The sequence below is a fragment of the Thalassobacterium maritimum genome, from assembly GCF_031127805.1.
Taxonomy (GTDB): Bacteria; Verrucomicrobiota; Verrucomicrobiia; order Opitutales; family Coraliomargaritaceae; genus Thalassobacterium; species Thalassobacterium maritimum.
The window spans coordinates 33,842-56,439 of record NZ_JARXHW010000012.1 but is presented as its reverse complement, the minus strand read 5'-3'; the positions used below and the strand labels follow the sequence as shown (position 1 = coordinate 56,439).

21 protein-coding genes are annotated in these 22,598 nt (G+C 52.4%); 7 read left to right on the top strand and 14 right to left on the bottom strand.

Translation table 11 applies throughout. From position 1 onward, the window contains the following. Nucleotides 1–9: 9 nt before the first annotated feature. The 5 genes from QEH52_RS07215 to QEH52_RS07195 are packed head-to-tail and all read right to left on the bottom strand — an operon-like array spanning nucleotide 10 to nucleotide 5,784. Nucleotides 10–444, bottom strand: a complete 435-nt coding sequence (locus QEH52_RS07215) for an ExbD/TolR family protein (RefSeq protein WP_308949425.1) — start codon at nucleotides 442–444, stop codon at nucleotides 10–12. Between the two features lie 18 nt (nucleotides 445–462). After that, on the bottom strand, nucleotides 463–873 hold the full coding sequence (locus tag QEH52_RS07210) for an ExbD/TolR family protein (RefSeq protein ID WP_308949424.1): 411 nt from the start codon (nucleotides 871–873) through the stop codon (nucleotides 463–465). Nucleotides 874–875: 2 nt separating this feature from the next. Further along, complete coding sequence (locus QEH52_RS07205) at nucleotides 876–1,631, bottom strand: MotA/TolQ/ExbB proton channel family protein (protein ID WP_308949423.1); 756 nt, start codon at nucleotides 1,629–1,631, stop codon at nucleotides 876–878. Nucleotides 1,632–1,658: 27 nt separating this feature from the next. Beyond that, a complete protein-coding gene (locus QEH52_RS07200) occupies nucleotides 1,659–2,783 on the bottom strand; it encodes a tetratricopeptide repeat protein (protein ID WP_308949422.1) in 1,125 nt (374 codons plus the stop codon). Continuing rightward, on the bottom strand, nucleotides 2,773–5,784 hold the full coding sequence (locus QEH52_RS07195; RefSeq protein ID WP_308949421.1) for a tetratricopeptide repeat protein: 3,012 nt from the start codon (nucleotides 5,782–5,784) through the stop codon (nucleotides 2,773–2,775). The genes QEH52_RS07200 and QEH52_RS07195 overlap by 11 nt, the downstream gene beginning before the upstream one ends. Nucleotides 5,785–6,235: 451 nt before the next feature. On the opposite strand from QEH52_RS07195, the gene QEH52_RS07190 reads away from it, so the two are divergent. Further along, nucleotides 6,236–7,273, top strand: a complete 1,038-nt coding sequence (locus QEH52_RS07190; RefSeq protein WP_308949420.1) for a LacI family DNA-binding transcriptional regulator — start codon at nucleotides 6,236–6,238, stop codon at nucleotides 7,271–7,273. Beyond that, entirely contained in the window at nucleotides 7,270–8,292 is a 1,023-nt protein-coding gene (locus QEH52_RS07185; RefSeq protein WP_308949419.1) for a LacI family DNA-binding transcriptional regulator, read from the top strand. The genes QEH52_RS07190 and QEH52_RS07185 overlap by 4 nt, the downstream gene beginning before the upstream one ends. A 39-nt stretch (nucleotides 8,293–8,331) precedes the next feature. Here QEH52_RS07185 and QEH52_RS07180 read toward each other — a convergent pair whose 3' ends face one another. The 3 genes from QEH52_RS07180 to QEH52_RS07170 all read right to left on the bottom strand — a co-directional run bounded on the left by QEH52_RS07180 (nucleotide 8,332) and on the right by QEH52_RS07170 (nucleotide 12,194). Next, entirely contained in the window at nucleotides 8,332–9,759 is a 1,428-nt protein-coding gene (locus QEH52_RS07180) for a hypothetical protein (RefSeq protein ID WP_308949418.1), read from the bottom strand. Between the two features lie 193 nt (nucleotides 9,760–9,952). After that, nucleotides 9,953–11,263 (bottom strand): sulfatase family protein, encoded by a 1,311-nt coding sequence (locus tag QEH52_RS07175; protein ID WP_308949417.1) that lies wholly within the window; start codon nucleotides 11,261–11,263, stop codon nucleotides 9,953–9,955. 76 nt (nucleotides 11,264–11,339) lie between these two features. Then, complete coding sequence (locus tag QEH52_RS07170) at nucleotides 11,340–12,194, bottom strand: helix-turn-helix transcriptional regulator (RefSeq protein WP_308949416.1); 855 nt, start codon at nucleotides 12,192–12,194, stop codon at nucleotides 11,340–11,342. Between the two features lie 159 nt (nucleotides 12,195–12,353). Between QEH52_RS07170 and QEH52_RS07165 the strand changes: the two genes are divergently transcribed. Together QEH52_RS07165 and QEH52_RS07160 are read left to right on the top strand one after the other, a co-directional pair. Beyond that, a complete protein-coding gene (locus QEH52_RS07165; protein ID WP_308949415.1) occupies nucleotides 12,354–13,781 on the top strand; it encodes a sulfatase-like hydrolase/transferase in 1,428 nt (475 codons plus the stop codon). A 37-nt stretch (nucleotides 13,782–13,818) separates the two neighbouring features. Then, a complete protein-coding gene (locus tag QEH52_RS07160; protein WP_308949414.1) occupies nucleotides 13,819–14,841 on the top strand; it encodes a glycoside hydrolase family 130 protein in 1,023 nt (340 codons plus the stop codon). Between the two features lie 181 nt (nucleotides 14,842–15,022). Here the strand turns inward: QEH52_RS07160 and QEH52_RS07155 are convergent, their stop codons facing one another. Continuing rightward, the gene (locus tag QEH52_RS07155; RefSeq protein WP_308949413.1) at nucleotides 15,023–16,102 is read right to left on the bottom strand and encodes a LacI family DNA-binding transcriptional regulator; all 1,080 of its coding nucleotides are present in this window, start codon (nucleotides 16,100–16,102) and stop codon (nucleotides 15,023–15,025) included. A 54-nt stretch (nucleotides 16,103–16,156) separates the two neighbouring features. On the opposite strand from QEH52_RS07155, the gene QEH52_RS07150 reads away from it, so the two are divergent. Together QEH52_RS07150 and QEH52_RS07145 are read left to right on the top strand one after the other, a co-directional pair. Continuing rightward, nucleotides 16,157–16,399, top strand: a complete 243-nt coding sequence (locus tag QEH52_RS07150) for a hypothetical protein (protein ID WP_308949412.1) — start codon at nucleotides 16,157–16,159, stop codon at nucleotides 16,397–16,399. Between the two features lie 201 nt (nucleotides 16,400–16,600). Beyond that, the gene (locus tag QEH52_RS07145) at nucleotides 16,601–17,773 is read left to right on the top strand and encodes a TolB family protein (RefSeq protein WP_308949411.1); all 1,173 of its coding nucleotides are present in this window, start codon (nucleotides 16,601–16,603) and stop codon (nucleotides 17,771–17,773) included. A gap of 57 nt (nucleotides 17,774–17,830) precedes the next feature. Here the strand turns inward: QEH52_RS07145 and QEH52_RS07140 are convergent, their stop codons facing one another. The 4 genes from QEH52_RS07140 to rpsU all read right to left on the bottom strand — a co-directional run bounded on the left by QEH52_RS07140 (nucleotide 17,831) and on the right by rpsU (nucleotide 20,155). Next, the gene (locus tag QEH52_RS07140) at nucleotides 17,831–18,208 is read right to left on the bottom strand and encodes an Hsp20/alpha crystallin family protein (protein WP_308949410.1); all 378 of its coding nucleotides are present in this window, start codon (nucleotides 18,206–18,208) and stop codon (nucleotides 17,831–17,833) included. Between the two features lie 26 nt (nucleotides 18,209–18,234). Beyond that, on the bottom strand, nucleotides 18,235–18,666 hold the full coding sequence (locus QEH52_RS07135; protein WP_308949409.1) for an Hsp20/alpha crystallin family protein: 432 nt from the start codon (nucleotides 18,664–18,666) through the stop codon (nucleotides 18,235–18,237). Between the two features lie 247 nt (nucleotides 18,667–18,913). Then, entirely contained in the window at nucleotides 18,914–19,867 is a 954-nt protein-coding gene (locus QEH52_RS07130; RefSeq protein ID WP_308949408.1) for a sugar phosphate isomerase/epimerase family protein, read from the bottom strand. Nucleotides 19,868–19,954: 87 nt separating this feature from the next. After that, nucleotides 19,955–20,155 (bottom strand): 30S ribosomal protein S21, encoded by a 201-nt coding sequence (rpsU, locus tag QEH52_RS07125; RefSeq protein ID WP_155418485.1) that lies wholly within the window; start codon nucleotides 20,153–20,155, stop codon nucleotides 19,955–19,957. A gap of 139 nt (nucleotides 20,156–20,294) precedes the next feature. On the opposite strand from rpsU, the gene QEH52_RS07120 reads away from it, so the two are divergent. Then, entirely contained in the window at nucleotides 20,295–21,173 is an 879-nt protein-coding gene (locus tag QEH52_RS07120; protein ID WP_308949407.1) for an amidohydrolase family protein, read from the top strand. A 9-nt stretch (nucleotides 21,174–21,182) separates the two neighbouring features. Here QEH52_RS07120 and QEH52_RS07115 read toward each other — a convergent pair whose 3' ends face one another. Beyond that, a complete protein-coding gene (locus QEH52_RS07115; RefSeq protein WP_308949406.1) occupies nucleotides 21,183–22,595 on the bottom strand; it encodes a UDP-N-acetylmuramate--L-alanine ligase in 1,413 nt (470 codons plus the stop codon). Nucleotides 22,596–22,598 lie beyond the last annotated feature (3 nt).

Here is a 22,598-nt window from a genome sequence, read left to right as displayed (position 1 = left end):
AGACGCTCGTTAAAAGTCTCCAAAGGAGACGAACTTAATCTCAGCGGCGGCACAGGCGTCGAGCACTTCGATAGATTTGTAATGCGGAGAAATGGGATCAGCGATCACGACCACCACAGCTTTTTGCCCCATGCGGTCGGAAGTGCCTTTCACGCGTCGTAATGTAGCGATCAGTCCGTGTAGCGTCACGCGCTCTGCGGGGCTCGCAATCGGACTGCCGTTAAACAGCACTGAACCATCCGGCAGAATATCGATGGTGTGCCGGTTTGGCAGTTCATCGCTCGCGGTGGCCTTGGTGTTAGTCGGCAGTTGAATGCCGAGATCGGCCTCTTCTTTGATGATCGTGGTGGTCACCATGAAGAAGATCAACAGCAGGAAGACCACGTCGATCATAGGCGTCATGTCGGCCTTGATTTTTCCGGTGAGTATATCGTCGGCTTGCATTGTTTAAAAATCCTGCGGTTATTTATCGCTTTGAAAGGCAGCGAAGATGACGTTACTCAAGCCCGCGTTCGCACAAGCTTTCATCACATCGTTCACGTATTGGTGCTCGGCAGCGCTGTCGGCCCGCAGATAGACACGCACTTGCGGATCCTCTTGACGCGCATTGATCAAGGTCTCGCGCAACTCATCAAGCGTAACCGCATAGACTCCAGAGTAGAGAGAGCCATCACGCTGCACAGTGACTGTGGTGCGCTCGCCGTAGTCTTCCGGGATGGTTGAGTTCAGCGCGACGGGCACATCGATCGGTTTCTTCTCAGCAGTGATCATATTGGCCACTGTCATGAAAAACACGATGAGCAGGAAGACGATATCAATCATCGGGGTGAGATCGACCTCACCGTCTTCGTCGCTATTGTTCCAGAGTTTCATGCTTACTTACCTGCAGCGCGAAGGAGATCCGAATAGAGGCGACCTAGCGTCAAGTTAACCTCAGCCACGATCTTACCGTAGCGATTGCGGAAGAAGAAAAAGAAGAACATCGCAGGGATCGCGATCGCCATGCCGGTGGCGGTTGTAATCAGAGCCTCCGAAATATTATCGGCCAATAGCTCTGGCTTACCCATCCCCTGTGAAGCGATCGAGTTGAAGGCCTTAACCATACCAGAAACCGTGCCTAGCAGCCCCACCATCGGTGCGATGGCAGCAATGATCGAAAGGTAGCTGACAATGATAAATGCGCCGGACAGCTCCTTGGTCGAAGCATTATCGAAGGCTTTTTCCACTGCATCGGTCGAGAAATTTTTATGACGTACTTGGTCGAGCCCGAAATTGAAGGTGTTCGTGACGGGGCTAGGATTATCCGTGCAAATCTGATGCGCCTTATCGATGTCCATCTGGCTGACAGCGGCATCGAGTTCTTCGATTACACTATCATCGATAAAGCTACTGCGGCGAATGGCGATAAAGTTAAAGACGGCGAAGCCGACAGTCGCGACGGAAAGCACGCCCAATGGGAACATTGCCCAGCCACCAGCCTTGACCATATCCAACAAGGTCTTTTCTGCCGGTGGCGGCGTGAGCTCGGCCATATCATCGGTGCTGCTATCCTGCGCATGGAGGTTCGCCAGGAGCCCGGTGAAGAGGAGTGAGCTCGCACAAAGTACGAATAGACATAGTTTATTTTTCATAATGTATGATGGGTGGTGATTTAGTTGTTAAAGCGTATTGCCCGACTCCTCTTGATACTTTTGCAGCCAAGGGTTCTCAGGGTAGAAAATGGAAAACTCGCGCGCCAGCCGATCAGAGGCTTCAATATTGCCTGATTGCTGATAACCGAGGGTCAACAAGTAGTAGAGCTCTGGCTTAAAAGTAGCATCCACAGCTGTGAGCACCATCGCACGTGAGAGATAGCGTAACCCCTCGCGGATGTTATTGTCGGCATAGCCAAGTCGCCCCAGGGCGAGGCAATAGGTTAAGAAGTTCTCATCGCCACGCTGCAAAGCCTGCACTTCATCTAAAATCTGACGTGCTCCAGTGGCATCCCCGGCCACTGCACGACTATAGCCCGCCCAGAGTAAACTCTTCTGTTGTAAGACCGAATCGTTCGACTGCGAGAGCGAGCCGTAGACCTGCGCGGCGAGCTCATGCTCTCCTTGCGTGCGCAAGGCATCCGCTAGGCGAAAAGCCATATCCGAGAAATCAGCCTCAGGCAAAGACTGGTAAAACAATGCCAGCAGCTGTCTGGTTTGATCAAATTGTTGCGCTTCGATACTACGTGCGACCAAGCGCTCCCCCAGTCTCAGGTACTCAGGCGGCAGAATTTGCCATGGCATGCGCAGCGAGAGTGCCACCGCATCTTCAACCTCCCCCGCCAGAGCAAGCGCCTCATAGTAGCGACTGAAAATACCGTGAAAATTAGTTTGCGTAGCTGGAATGCTTAAGAACGCCGCCAAGGGCTCGGCAGTCTCTTTCATCGCAGATAGAAAGAGTCCATACTGTCCCAATTGAAAATCGTTCAGTAAACGGTTATAATCCGCAGGCAATTCAGCCGTGACCATCATATCCTTACCATCGACCGGCACAATCGCCTCGGCACCAGGCATATTAGGAAATGACAGCCGCAGCTGCCCCTGATCCATCCCGACCAAGAGCTGAGGGTTCTTATTCACATCGGTAATACGGATCGGCTCTGCTAAGGTAAAGGTATCCGTCGGCAGGTCGATTTCGGGTAAACGAGGTAGCTCCGATGGCTGCGCAGAGAGTGTACTGCTGGCAAACAAGAGGCCGCCAATCAATGGACGCAGGATCCGGCGAAAGAAACGTTGGTGACTAGAGTGCATACTTTTTTTCAACGAGGGGATAAGCTTCAGTTTGCGAGAGCACCTTGGAGCGGGTTTTATATTCTTCGAGCAATTGCTGCACGCTCTCTGTTTCATTCATCGCTTCGAGGGTTAAGAGATCGTAGTAATATGCCCAAGAGACCGTTTCGGCATAACCGCCATAAGCCACGATCAGACGTTCGAAAAAGCCATGAGCCTCCGAGAGTTTCCCCTGTCGCCGATACGCGCGCCCAAGTTCTAAATGCGCCTTGGCATGATCCAAGCCCTTCCATTGTGGGTTACGCAAAATTTGACCCAGCACTTGAATCGCTTCTGCATCACGAGAGAGTTCTGAGAGTATACGCCCTTTACGCAGGTGCGCTTTTGCATTTTTAGAGCGCATAGCGTAGCGCTCGGTAATGGCGTTGTAGTAAGCCAAAGTGGTCAACCAATCCTTCTCTGCACCACTACGCTCCGCTTCTTCAAAAGTTAGGTCGGCGAGCGCCAGTAAGGCATCGTATACAGAATTCGAATACGGGTGCTTTTGTAAAATGGTCTCGTACAATTCCTTCGTCGCATCAGGACGGCTCTCACGGTGCTTCGCGGCCTCAAAAATAATAACTGCCGGTGGAGCCATACTGAGCTGTTCCCAATCGAAACGCGGTGGCGTGGGCTCGCTGCTCATAGAATCCAGAGCCATTTGAGCGCGCATCTGTTGAATCAAGTCGCCCGAAGCGCGGGCCGAGGCAACCAAGTCGTTGAAGAACGATTCAGGGTTGTAATCAGCAATACTCGCCTGCTTCTCACGATAGAATTCTACCAGCTTCTCTAATTCTTCCAGCACCATGTCCTCTGTCACGGGCTCGCCTTTCGGCGGAATCTCAAGCCCAGTCTCTGGGTCCACTTGGATTTCGGTTTCTATAATCTTATGGCGAAAGTTACGGTCGCGCACCAAAAGGTAAGCAAGTTCCTTGTCCACATGGATGCCCTCAGCACTTTGCATGTATTGATACTGATAGGCACGGTCCGTAAGGAACTCTTTACGAAAAGCTGCGTCCTGTGTTAAGCGATTTAGTAAAGCTAAACTGTCCGCAAAAGTTGTCGAATAACGACCGTAGTGCTCTACGTAGCTAAGTATCAATTCGTCCACAGAGTAGCGTGAGACATCTCCGATCAGCTCACGTATAGCCAAGGAGTGAATTCTAAAGCGTTCGTCCAATCTTCCCAATCGATCAAAAACCATTCCGATCCTATAGTAAGCCTCAGAAATTTGACCATCCTCACCATGGGCCTCCACATAAGCTTGAAGCACATCCACTCCCTCTTGAGGACGATCCAGCTCTTCCAAAACTTCTGCGAGCGCAAAGACACCTTTCGCTAAGAACGAGGGGTTATCCGTATAATCAGGCACTTTGCGGTAGTGTGTCGACGCCTCTTCCAGCGCGCCCCGGCTACGCATCAAATCACCGATATAAAGCTCAGCCTCGCCACGCAGACCACTGGCGGGATACGCATCGACAAAACTTAAGAACTGAGCTTCGGCATCGCTCATCTTTTGCTCGCCAAAAAGCGCGACTGCATAGCGATAATACACGTCTTCGTAAAAAACACTACGCTGACTATAGTCCTGAATAAAGGCACCCAAGGTCTCGGAAGCTTGCACGTAGTCTGCCAACAAAAGATAAGACAGCCCCGACCAATAGCGGGTAGCTTCATACAGCGGCTCTCGACGAGGAAAACGCTCGCGCAGACCTTCAGCATACACGCGCACCTCTTGATATTGCGCATCAACCATGTAGTAGCTGCAAACAATATTCACTAATTGTGCCGCCACAGTGAAATTTTCAGGCGAGGCCATGTATGCATTCACCAAGGCCATCAATTCGTCGTAGCGGCGCTGCTTAGCATAGTGCTGCGCTAAACCGGTGATCACTTGCGCGCGAAACTTGAGGAAATCTTTTTCAGCCAAATAATCGGTCGCGAGCTTCTCGCTCATCACATCGTCACCGAGATCTTTTGCCTCAGAATATGCAGTGAACAAGAAACTTTCCACATGCTCATAATCCGGGAAATCCTCATACAGATGCACGAAGGCCCAGAGAGACTCCCAAGTGCGCTGTGTTTGCTTATACACCCGTGCGATACGCCATTTCATATCGACATTATATTCGCGAATCTCTTTCACCGCAGCCAGGCGAGCCTCAGCGGCTTTAAGCTGACCGTCTACCACCATGAACTGGTCACTATCAGGGCTCACATAGCGCACTTTCTGCTGCAAAGACTCTACCCGTGCCTCATAGAAATCGATAATTTCGCCACGCCCCTTTACGAAGGAATACAACAGGACCGCTTGGTCATAATTCTCTTGCTCGAAGAGATTGTCCCCCGCTTTCAACAAAGTTACATTAAAGGCAGGATCATATATCGCCTCATAGCGCCCTGTCAAATAGCGCAAGTAAGGCACGATCTCCTTTGGCTGTCCCGCCGCCAAGTATCCCTGAATCAACCAAGAGGCCGATTGCGCGCGCAGATCCGCATCCAACACCGCCGCGGAGAACACTTCTAAAAACAACGGTATTCCGTCTGCAGCACGGTTGGAGCGAATGTACAAATCCGCCATGCGATTGCGCGACTCCGAGCGGAAGACCGCCTTATTGCTGCGCTTATAAGTAATCTCGTAGTATTTGATCGCGCTGGCGAGATCATTTAAATCTGTGTATGCACCCGCCAAATTAAAACGCACAAAATCGGCACGAATGCCTGAGGGAAACTCCTTTAGGTAGCGGTTATAATATTCGACCGCCTGCTTCAACTTCCCAGTGTCCGAACTACTCGCGTATTCGTCTTGGTAAGACAAACCTAGTAAAAAGATATATGATTCGCGCTCGGGCTCATCCGCCAAACGCTTCGACAACTCTAAGAGTATCGGCCGAGCGGCCACCAGGCTCTCGTCCATCTTCACCTTCAACTGCTCGTATAATTGGGGATCCGTTAATTGTGACGGATCTGATTGGGCCGACATCTGCTGCGGAGCCCAGATACACAGCACAGCCAATAAGCAGAATAGCCATAAAGCCGACACGCGGCGAAATGGACATAAGAGGCGACATAAAAGGCGACATAAGACACAGTATAAAGAACACAAGCAATCTGAGACGCGAACAACTGACATAGCCACAAAAAGAAGTCGGAGCAATGCAATATAAAGCATAAGCACAAAGCTTACGCACTTGCCTGTTGGGGGAAGTAAAAGAATCATAAATAGGGGAAAGGACTGAGACAAACTCTTAGCACATAGCAGCGCAATCACTTTTTATCAGAGTAAACACAGATATTTATTTACCAGTAAAAGCTTGATCATGTGAATCTATTCAACAGTGCTAGTCATATCGCAGGTCGACAAGAAAAAATTTCCCCGATCGCTCGCCCTGCAGTCTGCCCTCCTCTGAATAAATCGCTTTATCACGATGAACATGAAAGAATTTGCCGCGATTTGCGGCGTGAGCCCTGCGACTGTGTCCTATGCACTGCGCAATGATAGCCGCATCTCGGAGCCCGTGCGCGAACGCATCCAAAGCAAAGCGCGAGAAGTCAACTATCGCCCCGATTCCAGTAACTCGGCCTTGGTTCGCTACCGCAAGCAAAGTCATACGGATGTGCAGCGACCGAGCGTAGCCATCGCCTACGCCCATCCACCAGCCTCTCGACGCACGAAACTCTTTCAAGTGCACGTCAATCGCTTTCGCCAAAGCATTCAACAATATGGCTACGATCTCAAAGAGTATTACATCGGCAATCAGGCCGATGGCGGCGCCAAGTTATTGCATCAAATGCGGGTCAACGACACCCAAGGACTGGTCCTCGCATGGGGACAATGGGAACAGAAATTAAACGAATTTCCTTGGCAAGAATTCGCGGTCGCCTCCGCAGAAAGAAACCAGATTCACCCCGCAATTGATCGCGTCAGCGTCAACCACTTCAACGCCACAGAAGTCGCCATCCAAGCATTAGAAGTACGAGGCGCACGCCGGATTGGTCTAGTCTGCCACCACGACTTACCGCTTCGTGTGAAGAAAAACATTGTAGGTGCTTACATACAACATATCTACAAGAAAGAGGGTCACTCGCCCCCGGCTCCACCCTACTTCTACAAAATTGGCGCACCCACCCAGCCCTTCGAAAAGTGGCGCACAAAACATCAGCTAGACGCGATCCTAGCGCACCGGCAGATCGACTTTAGTTTTTTCAATGAACAAGGCTTACGGTTTCCGCAAGACTCGCAGTATGCTGTAATTGAAATTGATGATAACAACGCTCACGAAGAATCCGGTGTCGTCATTGACGCGGGCCTAGGCGATGCATTGGCGGAAGTCATCGCCGCCAAGCTACACTACGGGGAACGCGTCGACCTACAGAGACAAGGTGACTTAATCCTCATTAATGGGCAATGGCGTGAAGGAATAACGACTCACCCGCCCGAAAAATCCTCCACAGAGATCGCTTCATTATGAAACAACGCGTTAGCCAAAAACAGATCGCCGAAGCCTGCCAAGTCAGTGTAGCGACCGTCTCCTACGCGCTGCGAAACAGTCGCCACATTTCAGTCAGCACTCGCGAACAAATTCAAAAAGTAGCGCGCGAGCTAGGCTACCGTCCCGACCCCTCGCTCTCATCGCTCGCTGCCAAAAAGCGGCGCAGCGGACAGACTCCATTTTACGCGTCGGTCGGCGTCCTACACCCCAACCCCAAAAGCTCGCGAGCCACACAACTCTTCAACATTCACAGCTGCCACTTCAAAGAGAAAATGGAAGACTTAGGCTGCTCCGTCTCGGAGTTCCAAGTCGACTCAAACCGCTACCGCCCCGAGCGCCTGGCTCAAATTTTACGCACCCGCGGCATACGTGGCATACTACTCGGCTGGGGCCAATGGCCCGATTCGATCCGCAGCTTCCCATGGCATGAGTTTGCTGTCATTTCGACCGAACGCACCGACCTCGGCTATGCCATCGATAAGGTCAGCATGAATCATTTCCATGCTCTGGACAGCATTTTCGATCGCCTGGATGCATTCCCTGAAACCCGCTATGGCCTCATACTGCACGATGATTGCCCCGCCAAAACGGAAAGCCACATCATGGGCGCCTACCACGCGAATCTCTACGAACGGAAAAACCTAGAGTCCGACATTCCGCCTTACCGATACAAACTCAATGAGGGCCCGACACGCTTACGTGCATGGTATCAAGCCCACAAACCAGACGTCATCATCAGCCACCGGGCGATTGAGGCCTCTCTGTTCCAAGACGCAGGCATCACATTTCCCGCACCAACTCGACTGGTGATCATCGAAATCGACGAAGCGACCGACCTTGAATTCTCTGGCATCTATACCGAAGCCACACTCGGGCAAACAACGGCACAGCTACTCGCCCGAAAGATGCGCACCCATGAAATGAAGCGCGAAAGCAATCGGGCGGAGCTGACACTAGTGAACGGCATCTGGCACGATGGGGTAAGCCTCGGCAGCTAAACGACTCCGCCCACTAGGTCAAACTACACACGACACGTATTAACTAGAGGTAGAGACTGCCTCAGCCTTCTCCGTGGCCACTTCTCCGAAATACTCGACAGCCATCAACTCTTCCTCTACCGAGAGAATTTGAGTACTCATAATATTCGGCGAATACAGAGAACGCAGATCTTGGATCTGCCCCGCAATCATCGCCTTTTCCAGCGAACGGTTCGCCTTCTTTAAATCTTCGATGCTTTCGCGCACATTGAAGCGCCCTGGCGAGGTCGGCGCCGGCGGCCAACGTGAATCCGAGACATAGGCCGAAGTCACCTCTTTGCGAGCATTATCAAGATGTTTCATTGCTTCAGCATTATCCGAAAGCTCCGCTTGCAAGCGCTGCACGCCCTGGAAGACTGCCTGACAAACAGGATCGAGAATACGCGCATGTGGGGTATTCAGCCACGCACGCGCTGTGCCACCATGCCAAGCGCTTCCACGCTCGATCTGCTGCAAACGACTATTCGGTAGCTCAATCACATCACTCTGATCAATGATCTCTGAAGGCGTAGCAAATTCATAACCGCACTCATTGGCTGTCTGCAAAAGGCTTTCAAAGCGCTTAATACTATCTGGCTCAGGCTCGAAAAAGCGCGCATGTCCAAATTGCTTCACATAGAAATAAGCACTCGTACCGATGTATTCAGCATCTTCTGCGTATGGGATCACAAAACTCCCGGTTGATTCCGCGCGTTCTTTCCAACGGCCCAAGAGTGCTGAAATCTCGGAAATATCGATCGGAGTGTCACGATTGCCCTCAGTCGCTCCCATCAAATACCAGAGCATGGGATTGGCAAAGAAATCCACCCGAAAGAGCAAGTTCAAGCCCGACTCTGTCCGCGAAACGTTGGTCAAATATTTCTGATATTCGGGCTTATCCTTAATGTATTCTTCGATCCGAAAGAGCTTACTCTTATTGCTGTGTCCACGCACATCAAAATCCAAGCCCGTCGCTTCACGTATTTCAGGAAAGCCTAAGAAGAAAGAATCCCCATCCATCACTAGTGAATCATAACCCGCTTCTTTAAAAATGTCCGGCAGGAAATCAGCCCAACTGCACTCAGGGTTCCAGCCCAAGCGAGGACGATGCCCCGTGTACTGCTCCCAAGCATTCAAGCCATCTTTCAAACTCTCAAGGCCGATTTCAGGAGGCAGATTCGCCAACATAATGTGCGTATACGGCGAGCCAACCCCTTCAACTAAGCCCGCATCCATGAGGCGCTTCAGCTTAGCCATCACCTCAGGCCGCGTGTCCGCCATCACTTTAAGCGTCTCGCCCGATGCCTCGAAGCCAATTTTGGCACCCGTTCGTTCGACTAAATCAAACAGAGGATCATAAGAGTTATCGATGACCCAAGGGCGACGCGCAGGATCAAGTTGGCTGTATTGTAGGTTCCCATGCGGGAGAAACAAGATTCGAGGTTTCATGAGGCTTTTTTGTTTGTTAAGAGCGACAGCGAGTCAGAAAGAACTCACTGTTATAAGATATACCGCCAAGATGTGATCGAATAAGTGAATTCGATCACACCCATTCAGGGCGATACGCCCAGACTGGCGATGCACTAAACAGCCACAACGCAAGCTCAACTTAAGCTATTCAGTAGCGACAAAATCACCGAACTCATCCCCCACGTGGAGCTCCCGCCGGTGAATATGCATCCGCCGACGTCACCACCTTATCCGACAAGTCCAGCGGCCCGCGCAAGAGCGGATCTTGTGTCTCAAGCATCCATTCATGTAAGGCAGTTCGCAGCGACTCAAGTTGCGGCGCATACTCTGGCTTAGTCACTAAATTATTGGCCTCCTGGGGGTCCAGCAACAGATCGTATAGTTCTTCCTCCCCAGCCACATGCGCTGCCCAGCCATGATCGCATAGATAATCTTTACTCAAACCATTATCACAATTAGGTAAGATCACATGTTCGCGGGCTGCATAGTGGCGAATATACTTCCAGCGCTGCGACCGCACCGCTCGCATTGGTTCATAGGCTGCATGCACGTTCACCTCTGCAAAAATACGCTCGTGTAGACAGTGCTCTGGCTCGCGAGCCAGTGCACACAGCGAACGCCCTTGCAAGCGATCTGGTATTGGTAAGTTCACTACTTCGCAAATGGTAGGAAACAGGTCGAGGTGCGTCACCATCGAGTCCGAAAGCTTCCCACCCGAGAAGCCGTTCGGTCCGCGCAGCATCAGCATCACACCTAAGCCATGATCCGTCAGACGACATTTCATCCCTGGAAAAGCAATGCCATGATCCGTCGTGGCAATAATTAGAGTCTCTTCCGCCAAGCCATTCGCTTCAATCGCATCGACTACACGCCCAAACATAGTATCAAATGTCTGCACACTCGCCATGTAAGCGGCAAAATCCTCTCGCGTAGCTGCCGTGTCGGGCAAATGCGCAGGCGCACGCACATAATTCGCATCGGGCGCTGGCCCATCTGCGGGAAATTCGCCCTCCCCAATTCGATGCGGTGGAAAGAATCCCACATCTAGAAAAAATGGCTGCTGGTGTTCACGCCCTAGAAAGTCTTCAGACGCCGTCGCGATCGCATTGGAGTCAATATGCGCCTCCGTCAAAATTTCTGAATACCCAATATCAGCCGTCGCGGCATAGGGCTCCAGTGCAATGTGCTGAATTCCCGAAAGCGCAGTATGATAGCCCGCCTCGCCGAGAAACTGTACCAGTGTCTCACCATAGTCCTTCAAACGAAAGCCACGATGCGCCAGCCCCAACATACCATTCTCATGGGCAGACTGCCCAGTCATTAAACAAGCACGACTGGGCGAACAAGTTGGATTGCTACAGAAGGCCTGGCGAAAAAGCATCCCCTCCTGCGCGAATTGCTGTAAACGAGGCGTGGGCACCGCATAGCCGTAGGGCTGAATATAACGCCCCGCGTCATGGGCATGGATGTAAACAATGTTCATAATTAATCAAGTATTCAGACTCACAACTACCTCAAAGGCTGCCCGAGCAACAAAGCATATTTATTGAACATATTCACTAGCCAATTTGCTGCGTCGCCCACTCCCGATAATGTCGAGGCGCCCGCTGAGCATGCCTCTTAAACCAATGCGAGAAAGTGGCCGCATCCTTAAACGCCAAATTAAATGCAATCTCCTTAATTGGCATCTGCGTCCGCGACAACCAATGACAAGCGGCAGTGTAACGTCGCGCATCGTAGTAGGCCCGCATCGTCTGCCCATAGGATTGGTGAAACAGAGTATCCGCATGCCCCAAGCTCAAGCCGACATCTCCCGCAATTCCTCGCAGGTCTAAAGGCGTATGTAATGGGTGCTGCTCCAGTCCACGCTTGGCTCGCACCACACGCACGTCTTCACGTCGCGATAGATATGCATCCATTCCCAAAGCCATCATCGCTTCCAAATAAGCCATCAACCAGGTCTCAAATAGCTGCTTGCTTTGTAGATACTCCTCTAAGCTCAATGATTGTGCGTGCATCGCATTACCCGCCTCCAATTGAATCTTTTTTACATACTTCAGTAAAGCTCGCACTGCCCGCTCCAATTTAGGGCACTGCACAGATGGCATGCTCAGAACCTGAGAAGGTTCAAAAAGCAAACGTCCATCCGGCCAGCTCAAAACAAACTTTACAGAAATAATCTTAGCATCACTGGAAAACACACGACGATGGCTTTTGCGCGGCACAAAGACCCACTCACCCGCACCGATCGTCTGTGCGCCCCCCTCAATCTCGAGCTCCCCCTGGAGCATCAACCAGGCAGAACTATCTCGACTCTGAAAACGCCCGGATTGCAACACCGGGGCCCCTGAATAAATCCAAACTAAATGCGCATCCAAGTCGCGCCAGTTCATATAGCTCAGTTCTGCTTTCATTATAAAGTTTGCATACGCTTGTTAATTTAAAACCTTAATAATCTTCAAAATAAACATGTTTTTCAAGTCTATAGACACACGTGTAGACTGGCAAAAGCCAGTCTACACGCACCTAATCCCCTTTCTTGCTCCCATTTCCTCCCCCCCGATCTTCAGCACATGTCTCAAAAACCCAATATGATTTATATCGTCGCTGACCAATGGCGTGGCGATTGCCTCGGGCTCTATCGCAATCATCATCCGGTCATGACGCCCCACCTCAATCAATTGGCTTGCGAGGGCATCAATTACACCCACGGCTATGCAGACTGCCCACTTTGCATGCCACAGCGTGCGACCATGCTGACAGGTAGGACCGGCTCACAGAATCGCTGTATCAAAAATTTTACTACAGAAAATGCACCCCACATCGACCCCCAGCAAACACTACCCGGTCGACTCACACGCGAAGCAGGCTATCAGACCAAAGCCATCGGAAAGATGCACTTTGCCCCCCATCGTGCGCGCCATGGCTTTGAGCACGTAAGCCTACACCCCGACGACTATCTATGGTGGCTGGAAGAACAAGGCCAAGGAGGCAGCTTTCGCGCCCACGGCCTAGGCGGTAACGAAGTCTACCCCACAGAGTCCACCTGCGACCAACGCTACTACCATACTACCTGGATCGTGGACCAAGCGATCCGCTTCTTGGAGCAGCGCGACCCCACCACCCCCTTCTTCCTCTACATCATTTTTGAAGCCCCCCACAGCCCATTTGATCCTCCGCCCCCCTACGATCGGATGTATGACAACTTCACCATCCCTGCCCCCATCGAAGGCGATTGGCGCGAAAGCGACTACCCCGCCACCTTTCAAGAGAAGCGCATCCTCTCTAAATACGATTTTATGCAACCAGAGGCCATCGCCGAAGCTCGACGTCGCTATTACGGGCAAATGACTCACATCGACTACCAACTCGGTCGTCTATTCGGCGCTCTGCAGACACAGCACATCTACCAAGAAACTGCCATCGCATTCACTGCTGACCACGGTGAGAGCCTCGGCGACCACGGCGTATTTGCCAAGCATAGCTTCCTCGAGTCCGCTGCACGCGTGCCCTATATCCTGCGCCTCCCCAGCTCTATGCAAGCACAGTATTCCCAGCTGAATAGCGAGCAAGCAGTGCTCACTGCTGACTTTTGCCCCACCATGCTGGAAATGGCAGGACTCGCCCCCGACCACACTGCCGAAGGACAATCCCTCCTACAACCAAACGGCCGAGAGTATATATTTGGCGAAACACCAGAAAGCGCGATGGTCCTCGGAGAAGGTTACAAATATATCTACTATCTGACCGGGGGCACAGAACAACTCTTCCATGTCGAACAAGATCGCGACGACCGCCACAACTTGGCCGGTCAAGCCACGCAGAGCGCGCGACAGTCACAATTAAAGAATCAACTCATCGCCTACCTCAGCAAAAACAACAGCCCCATGGTCAGCGACGGAGCCTTCATTCAACGAACCGCTCAAAACAATGCCGCCGCACTTCGGCGACGCAATCCACTCGCCTGTCGCGGCCCCATGCACGGGGGCGACGGCTATTAAGACAGCAATTTTCCATCACCCAACATTCAGTACACATATGACAACACCTAATAAAGCCCTGCTCACACGCATCCCCAATAACCCAATCCTATGCGAAGCAGATATCCCCTGGGACTGCATGTCCGTCTTCAATGCCGGCGTTTGCAAATGGGAAGGTGGCTATAAAATGCTGTTCCGCACCGACAGCGGCCCCAAAGAAATGCCCGACTCCCGCCTGACACGAGTCGGCCTCGCGAGCAGCAAGGACGGCTATAAATGGACTGTCGACGAAGAGCCTGTATTCGACCAAGAAAAAATGCGCATATGGCTCAAAGGCCAGTACGCCGAGCGCTTTGGCAACGAAGAAATCGTCCGAATTTACGATCCACGCATCACCGTCATTGAAGGCGAAGTCTATCTCTGCTTCGCACTCGACACTAAGCACGGCGTGCGCGGCGGGCTTGCCCGCAGTTCCGACTTTCGCAACTGGACACTGCTCCACATCTCACTACCAGAGAACCGAAACATGGTACTCTTTCCCGAGCGTGTGAATGGAAAACTGATCCGCCTCGATCGCCCCTTCCCACTCTACCTACGTAAAAACGAATCCTTTGACATATGGATTAGCGAATCGCCCGACGGCGAACTATGGGGCCACCACAAACTCCTGCTGGGTGCTGAAGAAGCTCAATGCGGCAACGCCAAAATTGGCCCTGGCGCGCCTCCGATCAAAACAGACAAAGGCTGGCTCACTACCTTTCACGCCGTCACGCACCACCCCGACCGCGACCTCGGCACTTGGGCCCGCAACCGCACCTGGCACAAAGAATACGTCGCGGGCCTCATGCTCCTCGACCTAGAAGATCCATCTAAAGTAATTGGCATCACCCGACAACCACTACTCCAATCCGAAGAGCCCTACGAACTTGGCGGCTTCCGAGGATCCGTAATTTTCCCAGGCGGTTTCATACTAGAAGACGACAACACTGTGAAAATGTATTATGGTGGCGGCGACACAGTCGTGGCACTCGCCGAAGGCAAACTCGACGAACTACTCGACTCAATTGAGCCGATTCGCTAGACCTTGGCTAGTTGCCAAGAACACAGCTGCCGAGCCTATCGCCCTAAAGCAGAGGCTGCCAGGCGCGATGATACAGGCCAGTTTGCATCCCGACTAGAAGGGCTATGCCATTTGGGCTGAAACGATTAGAGAGCCCATAAAAAAGCTTTCTAAATAAGAGTCACATTACCGGATTGAGTCATCAGCATGCTGGAGGTTGTTGCCGTGCCGCGGCATTGGGAGCGTGCATCACCGATGCGCCCTCGCGCCATTGCCCTCGAATCAAAAGATCGTAATGCTCGTTTTCCGCAGGTACGCCCCGCTGACTGCGGTGTAGCATAGTCTGCAACAGGTCAACCGCTGCAGCACCGATCCGATGATAATCCAGTGCGCAGCCGGCAATCGGGGCAGGATGCGCATCAAGCGGAATCGCATAGCCCGCGACACCCAGGCGATCGGGAACCGTGTACACAGAACCATTAAGCTTTTCCATAAAAACGGAGGGAACCAAGGACATCACGGCATCAAAGCCATACTGATCCAACCAAGGCAAAGGCGACCAATCGCCGGCAGAATCGTATAAAAACGGCGGTGACCTACTCGGCTCAATCCCATCCAAATACAGGCACTTGAGATAGGCGCCCAGATACAGGTGATGTTTGCGCTCCTCCGAAACGATGCTGTTGCAAAAGCCAATTCGGCGATAGCCCAACTTTCGCAGTTCTTGATAAGTAGTGGTCAACACCGATGCGTGATGATTCCCGACGTGGTTGAGCTGAGGGCGCGAGAAATACTCGCCCACGACCACAGCGGAAAAATGCTTCCAGTCCATTAGTAGGGCCGGCATGCGCAAACTGGCTAAAATGATGCCCCGAATGCCTCGTGAAAAAAGCATGCGGCTCAAACGCAGGGAACGGTCTTCTGCGGGATGTACACGAAAAAGCTCGGTCTGGTAGCCCAGAGTTTCGGCCTGTTCACTCATGCCGTCGATCTGTTGTCTGAACGAGAGCGGCAGACGATCGAGTTGGTCCCAGTCATGCAGAATACCAATCTTGCCATAGTCTCCAGGCGCGCGGGTACGACTGCGATACGCAACTAGTGCGGACAATACCGGATCTGGTCGATAGCCCCGCTTGCGAGCCAATGCCTGAATGCGGCTTCGCGTCTCTGGGCGTAGACGCGGGTCATCCCTCAATGCCAATGAAACCGTCGACTGACTCACTCCTGCCTCTGCGGCCAGCGCCTTCATCGTGGGCGACTTGCTTGGTTCAGATCTTTTCAATAGTATGAATAAGGATCATCTTGTTGCCTAAGGTCAAGGCGCTAAGTTTTCCACATGATCCAATCCCCCTCTCTACCCACTCGCCGATCCTCTCACACAAACATCTGCACGGTCGCCCTTGGCATGTCGCTACTGGCAAGCAATGCAGTCCACGCCGCCACCATGTCCTTTCAAGAAGGCGTCTCGCCCAACGGGAGCTATACCACCAGCGGCGTGACGATACGAGCCGATGGCCAGTCCTCTACAAATCATGACTCCAACGGTCAGATCATCGTGGGACGATTGGCAGCTTCTTGAGTTCCGTAGATTTTATTCCGACCACCAAAAACAGCGACCAAACTTTTGCTTCGACCTCAGCCTTCACCACTGCAGTGAACAGTGCACTAGCTGATTAACTAAGCCACCAGTCAGCGCCAGCGTGTCCTGCCCCCTAGATCGACCGATGAACAGCTCTGACTGTTTCGCGCGAACACCCTCCTAATTCTCATCTTAATTGGCATGACTCCCATCGCGCTCCAAGCTAAGGCTGGTCTACTGAACAGTCCCTCGATCACTTCGCCCGAACTGCAAGCATGGCAGACTCCAAAGGTGGCTACGGTTGCCCCCTCCGCCGACCGCCACAGTATCCACAGCTATTTTAATGCGTGCCCGGAAAGTCCAGATGGCAGACACGTGCTCTACTTTTCCTCGCGGGCTCCGACAGGAGAACAGGGCGACATCTGCGTGGTGGAACGCGCAACGGGTAAGGAGCACATTCTAGTGATAGGTGTGAGCGCCGAAGATGCCCACCGAGTGGCTTGCCAACAGTGGAGCGCCAACGGACGCACCGTGGCTTATCACGATTTTCGCGACGGGCGCTGGCAAGTCGCAGCGGTTGACCTCGAGTCGGGGGCGCAGCGATTACTCGCGAAGGACAGGCAGATCGGCTTTGGCAGCCCCGCGGCAGATTGGGTGCCGATCTACGGGAGCCATTGGAAACAAGGTAAACACCGGGACTTAGAATGGGTCCATGTACAAACGGGGGAAATCCAAACCGCGCTAACAATCGGTCAGGTGCTGGAAAAGTATGGGGACTCGGTGCAACATCTGATCGGCGATGGCCCGAGCTCCATTTTCTTTCCGGTTGTGAGCCCAGACGGCAGCAAAGTTTATTTCAAGGTCGCGCAAGGTCGCGGCCTTGACGACTTTCGCGCAACGAATGCCAGTAAGCGCGAAGGCAAATTTGTTTACGACTTAGAGCAGCATAAATTTGTCGGATTATACGGCCAGTGGGGGCACCCTTCGTGGAGCCCAGACTCGAAAGGTATTTTTGAAAAGGGCAATTTCCTACTGAATCTCGCCACAGGAAAGACCCAAAATTTCGCGATTGGCGCACCGACAAATCATCCCACGATGAGCCCCAGCGACCCCATCTTCGTCACAGACGCCGATATTTCGAAACGCAAAGGAGGCAAACCTGGGGAATGGGGAATCATCATCGGATCATTGGACTACGATGAATTTGCGACCATTCATCGATTTGAGCACGTCGATGGCGCACATTCATGGCGCAAGCCGCACCCGCATCCGGCATTCAGTGCAGATGGCCGACGCATTTATTTCAACTCGAGTACAGGTGCTTGGACTAGATTGATGGTGCTACATTTCCCAATGCCCCCCGGCGTACACTAAAATAGGGCGACAACTTTCGTCGTCGCCCTACTCGCTACTAACTATACTACTGTTACATTAACTGATCTTGATCTTGCGTGGCTTGACTTCATCCGCTTTGGGCAGATGAAGATCGAGCACGCCATTTTCAACGCGCGCATGAATCTTAGCTTCGTTCACGGATACATTGAGTCGCAAGCTAAGGCGATAGTCGCCGGCATGGATCTCACGCCGCAGTGGGCGCCAAGCTTCTGGCACATCATTCTGGCGTGTGCCCGTCACTGTAAGCGCATCTTCCTCTAGAGAGATGTCGACATCCTTGCGATCCACACCTGGTAGGTTCACGCGGACAATAAAGGCTTCCTCATTTTCGCTGACATCGTAGTGTGGACGTTGCCAGTTGCGCTCGGTCGCCTTCTTTGCAGGCGCTTGGATGGTATCTAATTGTGTGCTCATAGTTCTATTTCCTTTCTTTTGAATTGTTATTTTACGCTAATTTGTCGTGGCTTGCGCGCCTCCAGTTTAGGCATGGTGACGGTCAAAATACCGTTCTTCATGGCCGCAGAGACTCGCTCCAGATCCACACCATCAGGCACCGAAATTGAGCGCTCAAATTGAGTGCGTGTTGACGAATCGTCCTTCACAGTGCTTTGCTGACTGCTGAGTGTCAGCACGGCATTCTCCAGTTCGAGATCGATCTGATCCTTATCCACGCCGGGCAGTTCGAAGCGGGCATAAAAGTGATGCTCGTCCTCATAAAGATCCGCAGCGGGCTGGTTGAGTCCGACTTCCGTGGCTAGAAAATCGTCCATTAACGAACCGATTCGGCCCATAGCAGGGACACCGAAATCGAAGAGACGATTGAAGGCACTGGAAGCCTGTGATTGTGGGTACGCATATCGTATTAGTTTCATGGTATTGTTTTCCTTTCGTTTTGAGTTTAATGACATCTACTCCAATGCAGAGCACATGCCAAGCGGACCCAAATCCACAAACCTCTAATATACAGACTCTTACACAAACAACAAAAGCAACGCGTAGCGCCAAAATGTCACAGAAAAAGACAAGCCATCTCAGCACCCAAAATAAAGCGCCAAAATGGCACACATAAAAACAAGAAAAGCTCCCCGTTCAAGGAAACGATGGTTTACGCTCTCTTTATCAGCTAAAAGTAGCCAAAATATAGTCACGCGAGGCCGCAACCTCTTCAACCGTCAGGCCAGGACTGAGCTCCAAAACCAAAGTATGCTCTGGTCGGACAAACTCGGAAATCATCTTAAAATCCACCGTTCCACTACCCGGCACCTGATGGTCTCGGCCCTCAGGCGACACATCATGCAAGTGAAACCCAGCTAAGCGAGGCGACATTTTCTCTAAGTGCTCTCGATGATCGAGCAAGCCGAGTTGATGCTTAATTTGGGCATGCCCCGTATCGTGCCAATACCCCGCATGCTCCGGCTCACCAAGGCTGGCTAAAAAATCGTCATATTCGCCATCGATCGGCATCTCTTCCATGCTTTCACGATTTTCAAGGCAAAGCTTCAAGCCACGCTTCTTCACCTCAATCAATAATTGTTGATAGTTCTCTCGAATGCGAGGAATCGTCTTTTTAGCGACCCTGCGTATGGCTCGCATCGCTCGATTCCGACGCTTCACAAAGGCTTGGCTATCCTTCAACTCATCTGCCACGATCTCCGACTCATCAATCCATTTTTCAAGACGCGCCTCAGCCGAATAAAAGAAAAAACGAACTCGCCCCGAATGCATAACAATACGGTCGGCCCCGACCTTTAGAGCAAAATCGAGTGTTCGCTGCGTGTAGCGATGCCACAAAGTCAGCTCTCGGCAATCGATTGCAGACGGTTGGTATAAATTGGGTGCCGCATGCTGCACACTGCCTGGTAAAGGACAAAAATTATGCACCGACGAAATTTCCACCAGCCCCTCTTCAACGGCTTTCAGAATACCTGGCACCAACGAAATGCGAATACCATGGCTTAGTTCGATTCGCTTAAAACCGAGCCCAACCATTTCCTCCACCATCTCATAACCATCTGAATGCCGTGCAGAGCACCAGCAAGTTGATAGGGATAGGCGGTCAATAAGAGCAGACATAGTCAAAAGATACAAAAAATCTCGGCACGTGCAAGACGGGCCGAGACTAATTAAAAAGCTAGCGCATGGCGCTGCAACATCCAAAAACTACATGTTCGAATAACGAACGCGCAGCATGTTGTTGAAGTCCAATTCCTTCTTCTTACGGCGCTTTGCTTGCGCAGGCTTCACGAAATAACGCTTTGCGCGCACATCACGGATGACACCCTCGCGGTCGAGGCGTTTCTTAAGGCGGCGGAGCGCACGTTCCATGGGCTCGCCTTTGCGGACTTTTACTTCAAGTGACATAAAATCAGTGGTTTGGTTATTGGAAAAGGCGTGAAAATGGCTTTAGCCGCCCAATCGTCAATACCTTTTTTAGAGTTATTCACATTATCAACAATTCGAAGATAGCCAAATCGACCACAAAGTTCGAGACTCAGCTATTATGATCATCGATTGTCATACACACGCCTATCCTGCTGAAGTGGTGGCTGCTCCGCGTGACTGGGCGCGGACACACCGGGAAGTACACTGGGCGGAGCTGGTGGCCCCGCTCGACCGCCCCAGCATACAGGGCTGGAGCGAGCTGGATACAATGCTGGCAGCCATGGATGCCGCCGCCGTCGAGCAAGCGGTCTTGCTGGGCTGGTATTGGGAAAACGAATCGACTTGTCGCCAGCAAAATACTGCCATTGCAGACTGGCTGGCGCAGGCGCCCCAGCGCTTGATTGGCTTCGCGGCGATCTATCCCAATGCCAATGTAATCGAGCAACTGGAAAGCGCCCAAGCTTTGGGCTTTCGCGGTGTGGGGGAACTGCACATGGGGGTGCAAAACTTCAGTGCCGCCTGCCCGCACTGGCAAATGATGGCTGCATGGTGCAGCGCCCATAATTGGCCGATCAATTTACACGTCACCGAAACTGCAGGCCATGAGCACCCGGGCTCGGTGGCGACTCCCCTGCAAGAGTTGGTGCGCATGGCGACTGCAGCCCCAAATTTGAAATTAATTCTCGCGCACTGGGGCGGCGGCTTAGCCTTCTTTGAACAAAACCCACGCCTGCGCAAGGCTCTGCGCAATGTTTACTACGATTGCGCCGCCAGCCCGCTGCTGTATGAGATGCGCGTGTTTAAACAGATGGTCGATCTGGTCGGCATCGACAAGTTGCTGTTTGGATCGGACTATCCCTTGAGAATTTACCCGCGCAGTCAAAAAACACCTGACATGACACGCTACATCGAAAACATTCAAAGCAAGTCGGGACTCAGCCCCACGGATTTGCGTCAACTGATGGGCGGCAACTTTGCACGCCTGATGCATGCTTAAGGCGCGCTCTCAGTCCTCGAACAAGGCGGCCGTGCGACGTGGCAAGCCATCGAAGGAACCATTGGTTAAAAAGACCACGACGCCGGCGGTCTGAGCGCCCAGCTGTGCTTGTAGCGCTTCGAAGACTGCCTCATTACTGGTAAATGCGGCCGCTTCGACGCCTTGAATGGACAGAGATGCAGCCATCGCGGCGGTATCCAAACGCTCCTCGGGACGCATGCGCTCGGCACGGTGCACCGCTCCGAAATAGACGCGATCGGCCTGCGATAGCGCGCTTTCAAACTCGACTTGAAAGCGTGAAGTGGCCGCCGTATTACTACGTGGTTCGAAGCAAACCGTCATAGAACGCTCAGGGTAAGCCGCGCGCAATGCCTCAATCGCTCCCGCCACCGCAGTGGGATGGTGTGCGAAGTCTTCTAAGACCGTCCACTGATCATTCGAGTAGAGCACGTCTTGTCGGCGCCGCACACCGGCAAACTGTGCCAGCGGCGAAAGGTCAAAATTGCGTGGGTCCTGATGACCACTGGCCAAGGCCGCCGCCAAGGCGGCCATCGCAGCGTTGCGCGCATTAAAGAGGCCGTGCATGGACCATCGCACTTGCGCCCAAAGCTGGCCCTGCCAAACGAGCTCGAACTGTGCGCCAGTGGGCGCGTCTTGAAAATTACGGATCTGCAGCTCGTTGTCCTCTTGGGTGCCGACGCGAATTACTTGCGTCCAAGTAACAGGCAACAAGTCCGCAAGATTGGCATCGTCGCCGTTGATCAGCGCAAAACCAGAACTGGGTATGATGCGCAAGAAGTGTCGGAAGGTGCGCTGCACATCTTCCAAATCACGAAAAATATCAGCGTGGTCGAACTCTAGATTATTCAGCACCGCCACTTGTGGGCGGTAATGGATGAACTTACTGCGCTTATCAAAAAACGCGGAATCGTATTCATCACCCTCAATCACGAAGGGCGCACCTGTGCCGAGTTGTGCGCCTCCGGGCAGATCATGGGGCACCCCACCGATCAACCAGCCAGGCGCCTGCCCCGCTCGGTCAAGCAAGTAAGCCGTTAAAGTGGAGGTGGTGGTCTTACCATGTGTGCCGGTAATCACCACGGGCTTGCGCTGGGGCAAAACTGTATCGTGGAAGAGCTCGGGCAAGGAAATGTAGGCCACCTGCGACTGATTGAGCAGCCATTCGACCTCAGGATTGCCGCGGCTCATGGCATTGCCCACCACCACAGTGTCTGGCTTCAATGCCGCCAGTCGATCGGCATCGAAACCTTCGAGTAAATCAATGCCGGCATTCGCCAACACATCCGACATCGGCGGATAAACGCCGGCATCGCAGCCAAGCACTTCATGACCTTGCTCTTTGACAAGAAGTGCGGCATTACCCATGGCAGTGCCGCAAATGCCCATGAAGTAAATGCGCATCCC

Coding starts and splice junctions, on each gene's coding strand:
- QEH52_RS07215 (WP_308949425.1), bottom strand. CDS start 444: ATGCAAGCCGACGATATACTCACCGGAAAAATCAAGGCCGACATGACG.
- QEH52_RS07210 (WP_308949424.1), bottom strand. CDS start 873: ATGAAACTCTGGAACAATAGCGACGAAGACGGTGAGGTCGATCTCACC.
- QEH52_RS07205 (WP_308949423.1), bottom strand. CDS start 1,631: ATGAAAAATAAACTATGTCTATTCGTACTTTGTGCGAGCTCACTCCTC.
- QEH52_RS07200 (WP_308949422.1), bottom strand. CDS start 2,783: ATGCACTCTAGTCACCAACGTTTCTTTCGCCGGATCCTGCGTCCATTG.
- QEH52_RS07195 (WP_308949421.1), bottom strand. CDS start 5,784: ATGTCGGCCCAATCAGATCCGTCACAATTAACGGATCCCCAATTATAC.
- QEH52_RS07190 (WP_308949420.1), top strand. CDS start 6,236: ATGAAAGAATTTGCCGCGATTTGCGGCGTGAGCCCTGCGACTGTGTCC.
- QEH52_RS07185 (WP_308949419.1), top strand. CDS start 7,270: ATGAAACAACGCGTTAGCCAAAAACAGATCGCCGAAGCCTGCCAAGTC.
- QEH52_RS07180 (WP_308949418.1), bottom strand. CDS start 9,759: ATGAAACCTCGAATCTTGTTTCTCCCGCATGGGAACCTACAATACAGC.
- QEH52_RS07175 (WP_308949417.1), bottom strand. CDS start 11,263: ATGAACATTGTTTACATCCATGCCCATGACGCGGGGCGTTATATTCAG.
- QEH52_RS07170 (WP_308949416.1), bottom strand. CDS start 12,194: ATGAAAGCAGAACTGAGCTATATGAACTGGCGCGACTTGGATGCGCAT.
- QEH52_RS07165 (WP_308949415.1), top strand. CDS start 12,354: ATGTCTCAAAAACCCAATATGATTTATATCGTCGCTGACCAATGGCGT.
- QEH52_RS07160 (WP_308949414.1), top strand. CDS start 13,819: ATGACAACACCTAATAAAGCCCTGCTCACACGCATCCCCAATAACCCA.
- QEH52_RS07150 (WP_308949412.1), top strand. CDS start 16,157: ATGATCCAATCCCCCTCTCTACCCACTCGCCGATCCTCTCACACAAAC.
- QEH52_RS07145 (WP_308949411.1), top strand. CDS start 16,601: ATGACTCCCATCGCGCTCCAAGCTAAGGCTGGTCTACTGAACAGTCCC.
- QEH52_RS07140 (WP_308949410.1), bottom strand. CDS start 18,208: ATGAGCACACAATTAGATACCATCCAAGCGCCTGCAAAGAAGGCGACC.
- QEH52_RS07135 (WP_308949409.1), bottom strand. CDS start 18,666: ATGAAACTAATACGATATGCGTACCCACAATCACAGGCTTCCAGTGCC.
- QEH52_RS07130 (WP_308949408.1), bottom strand. CDS start 19,867: ATGTCTGCTCTTATTGACCGCCTATCCCTATCAACTTGCTGGTGCTCT.
- rpsU (WP_155418485.1), bottom strand. CDS start 20,155: ATGTCACTTGAAGTAAAAGTCCGCAAAGGCGAGCCCATGGAACGTGCG.
- QEH52_RS07120 (WP_308949407.1), top strand. CDS start 20,295: ATGATCATCGATTGTCATACACACGCCTATCCTGCTGAAGTGGTGGCT.
- QEH52_RS07115 (WP_308949406.1), bottom strand. CDS start 22,595: ATGCGCATTTACTTCATGGGCATTTGCGGCACTGCCATGGGTAATGCC.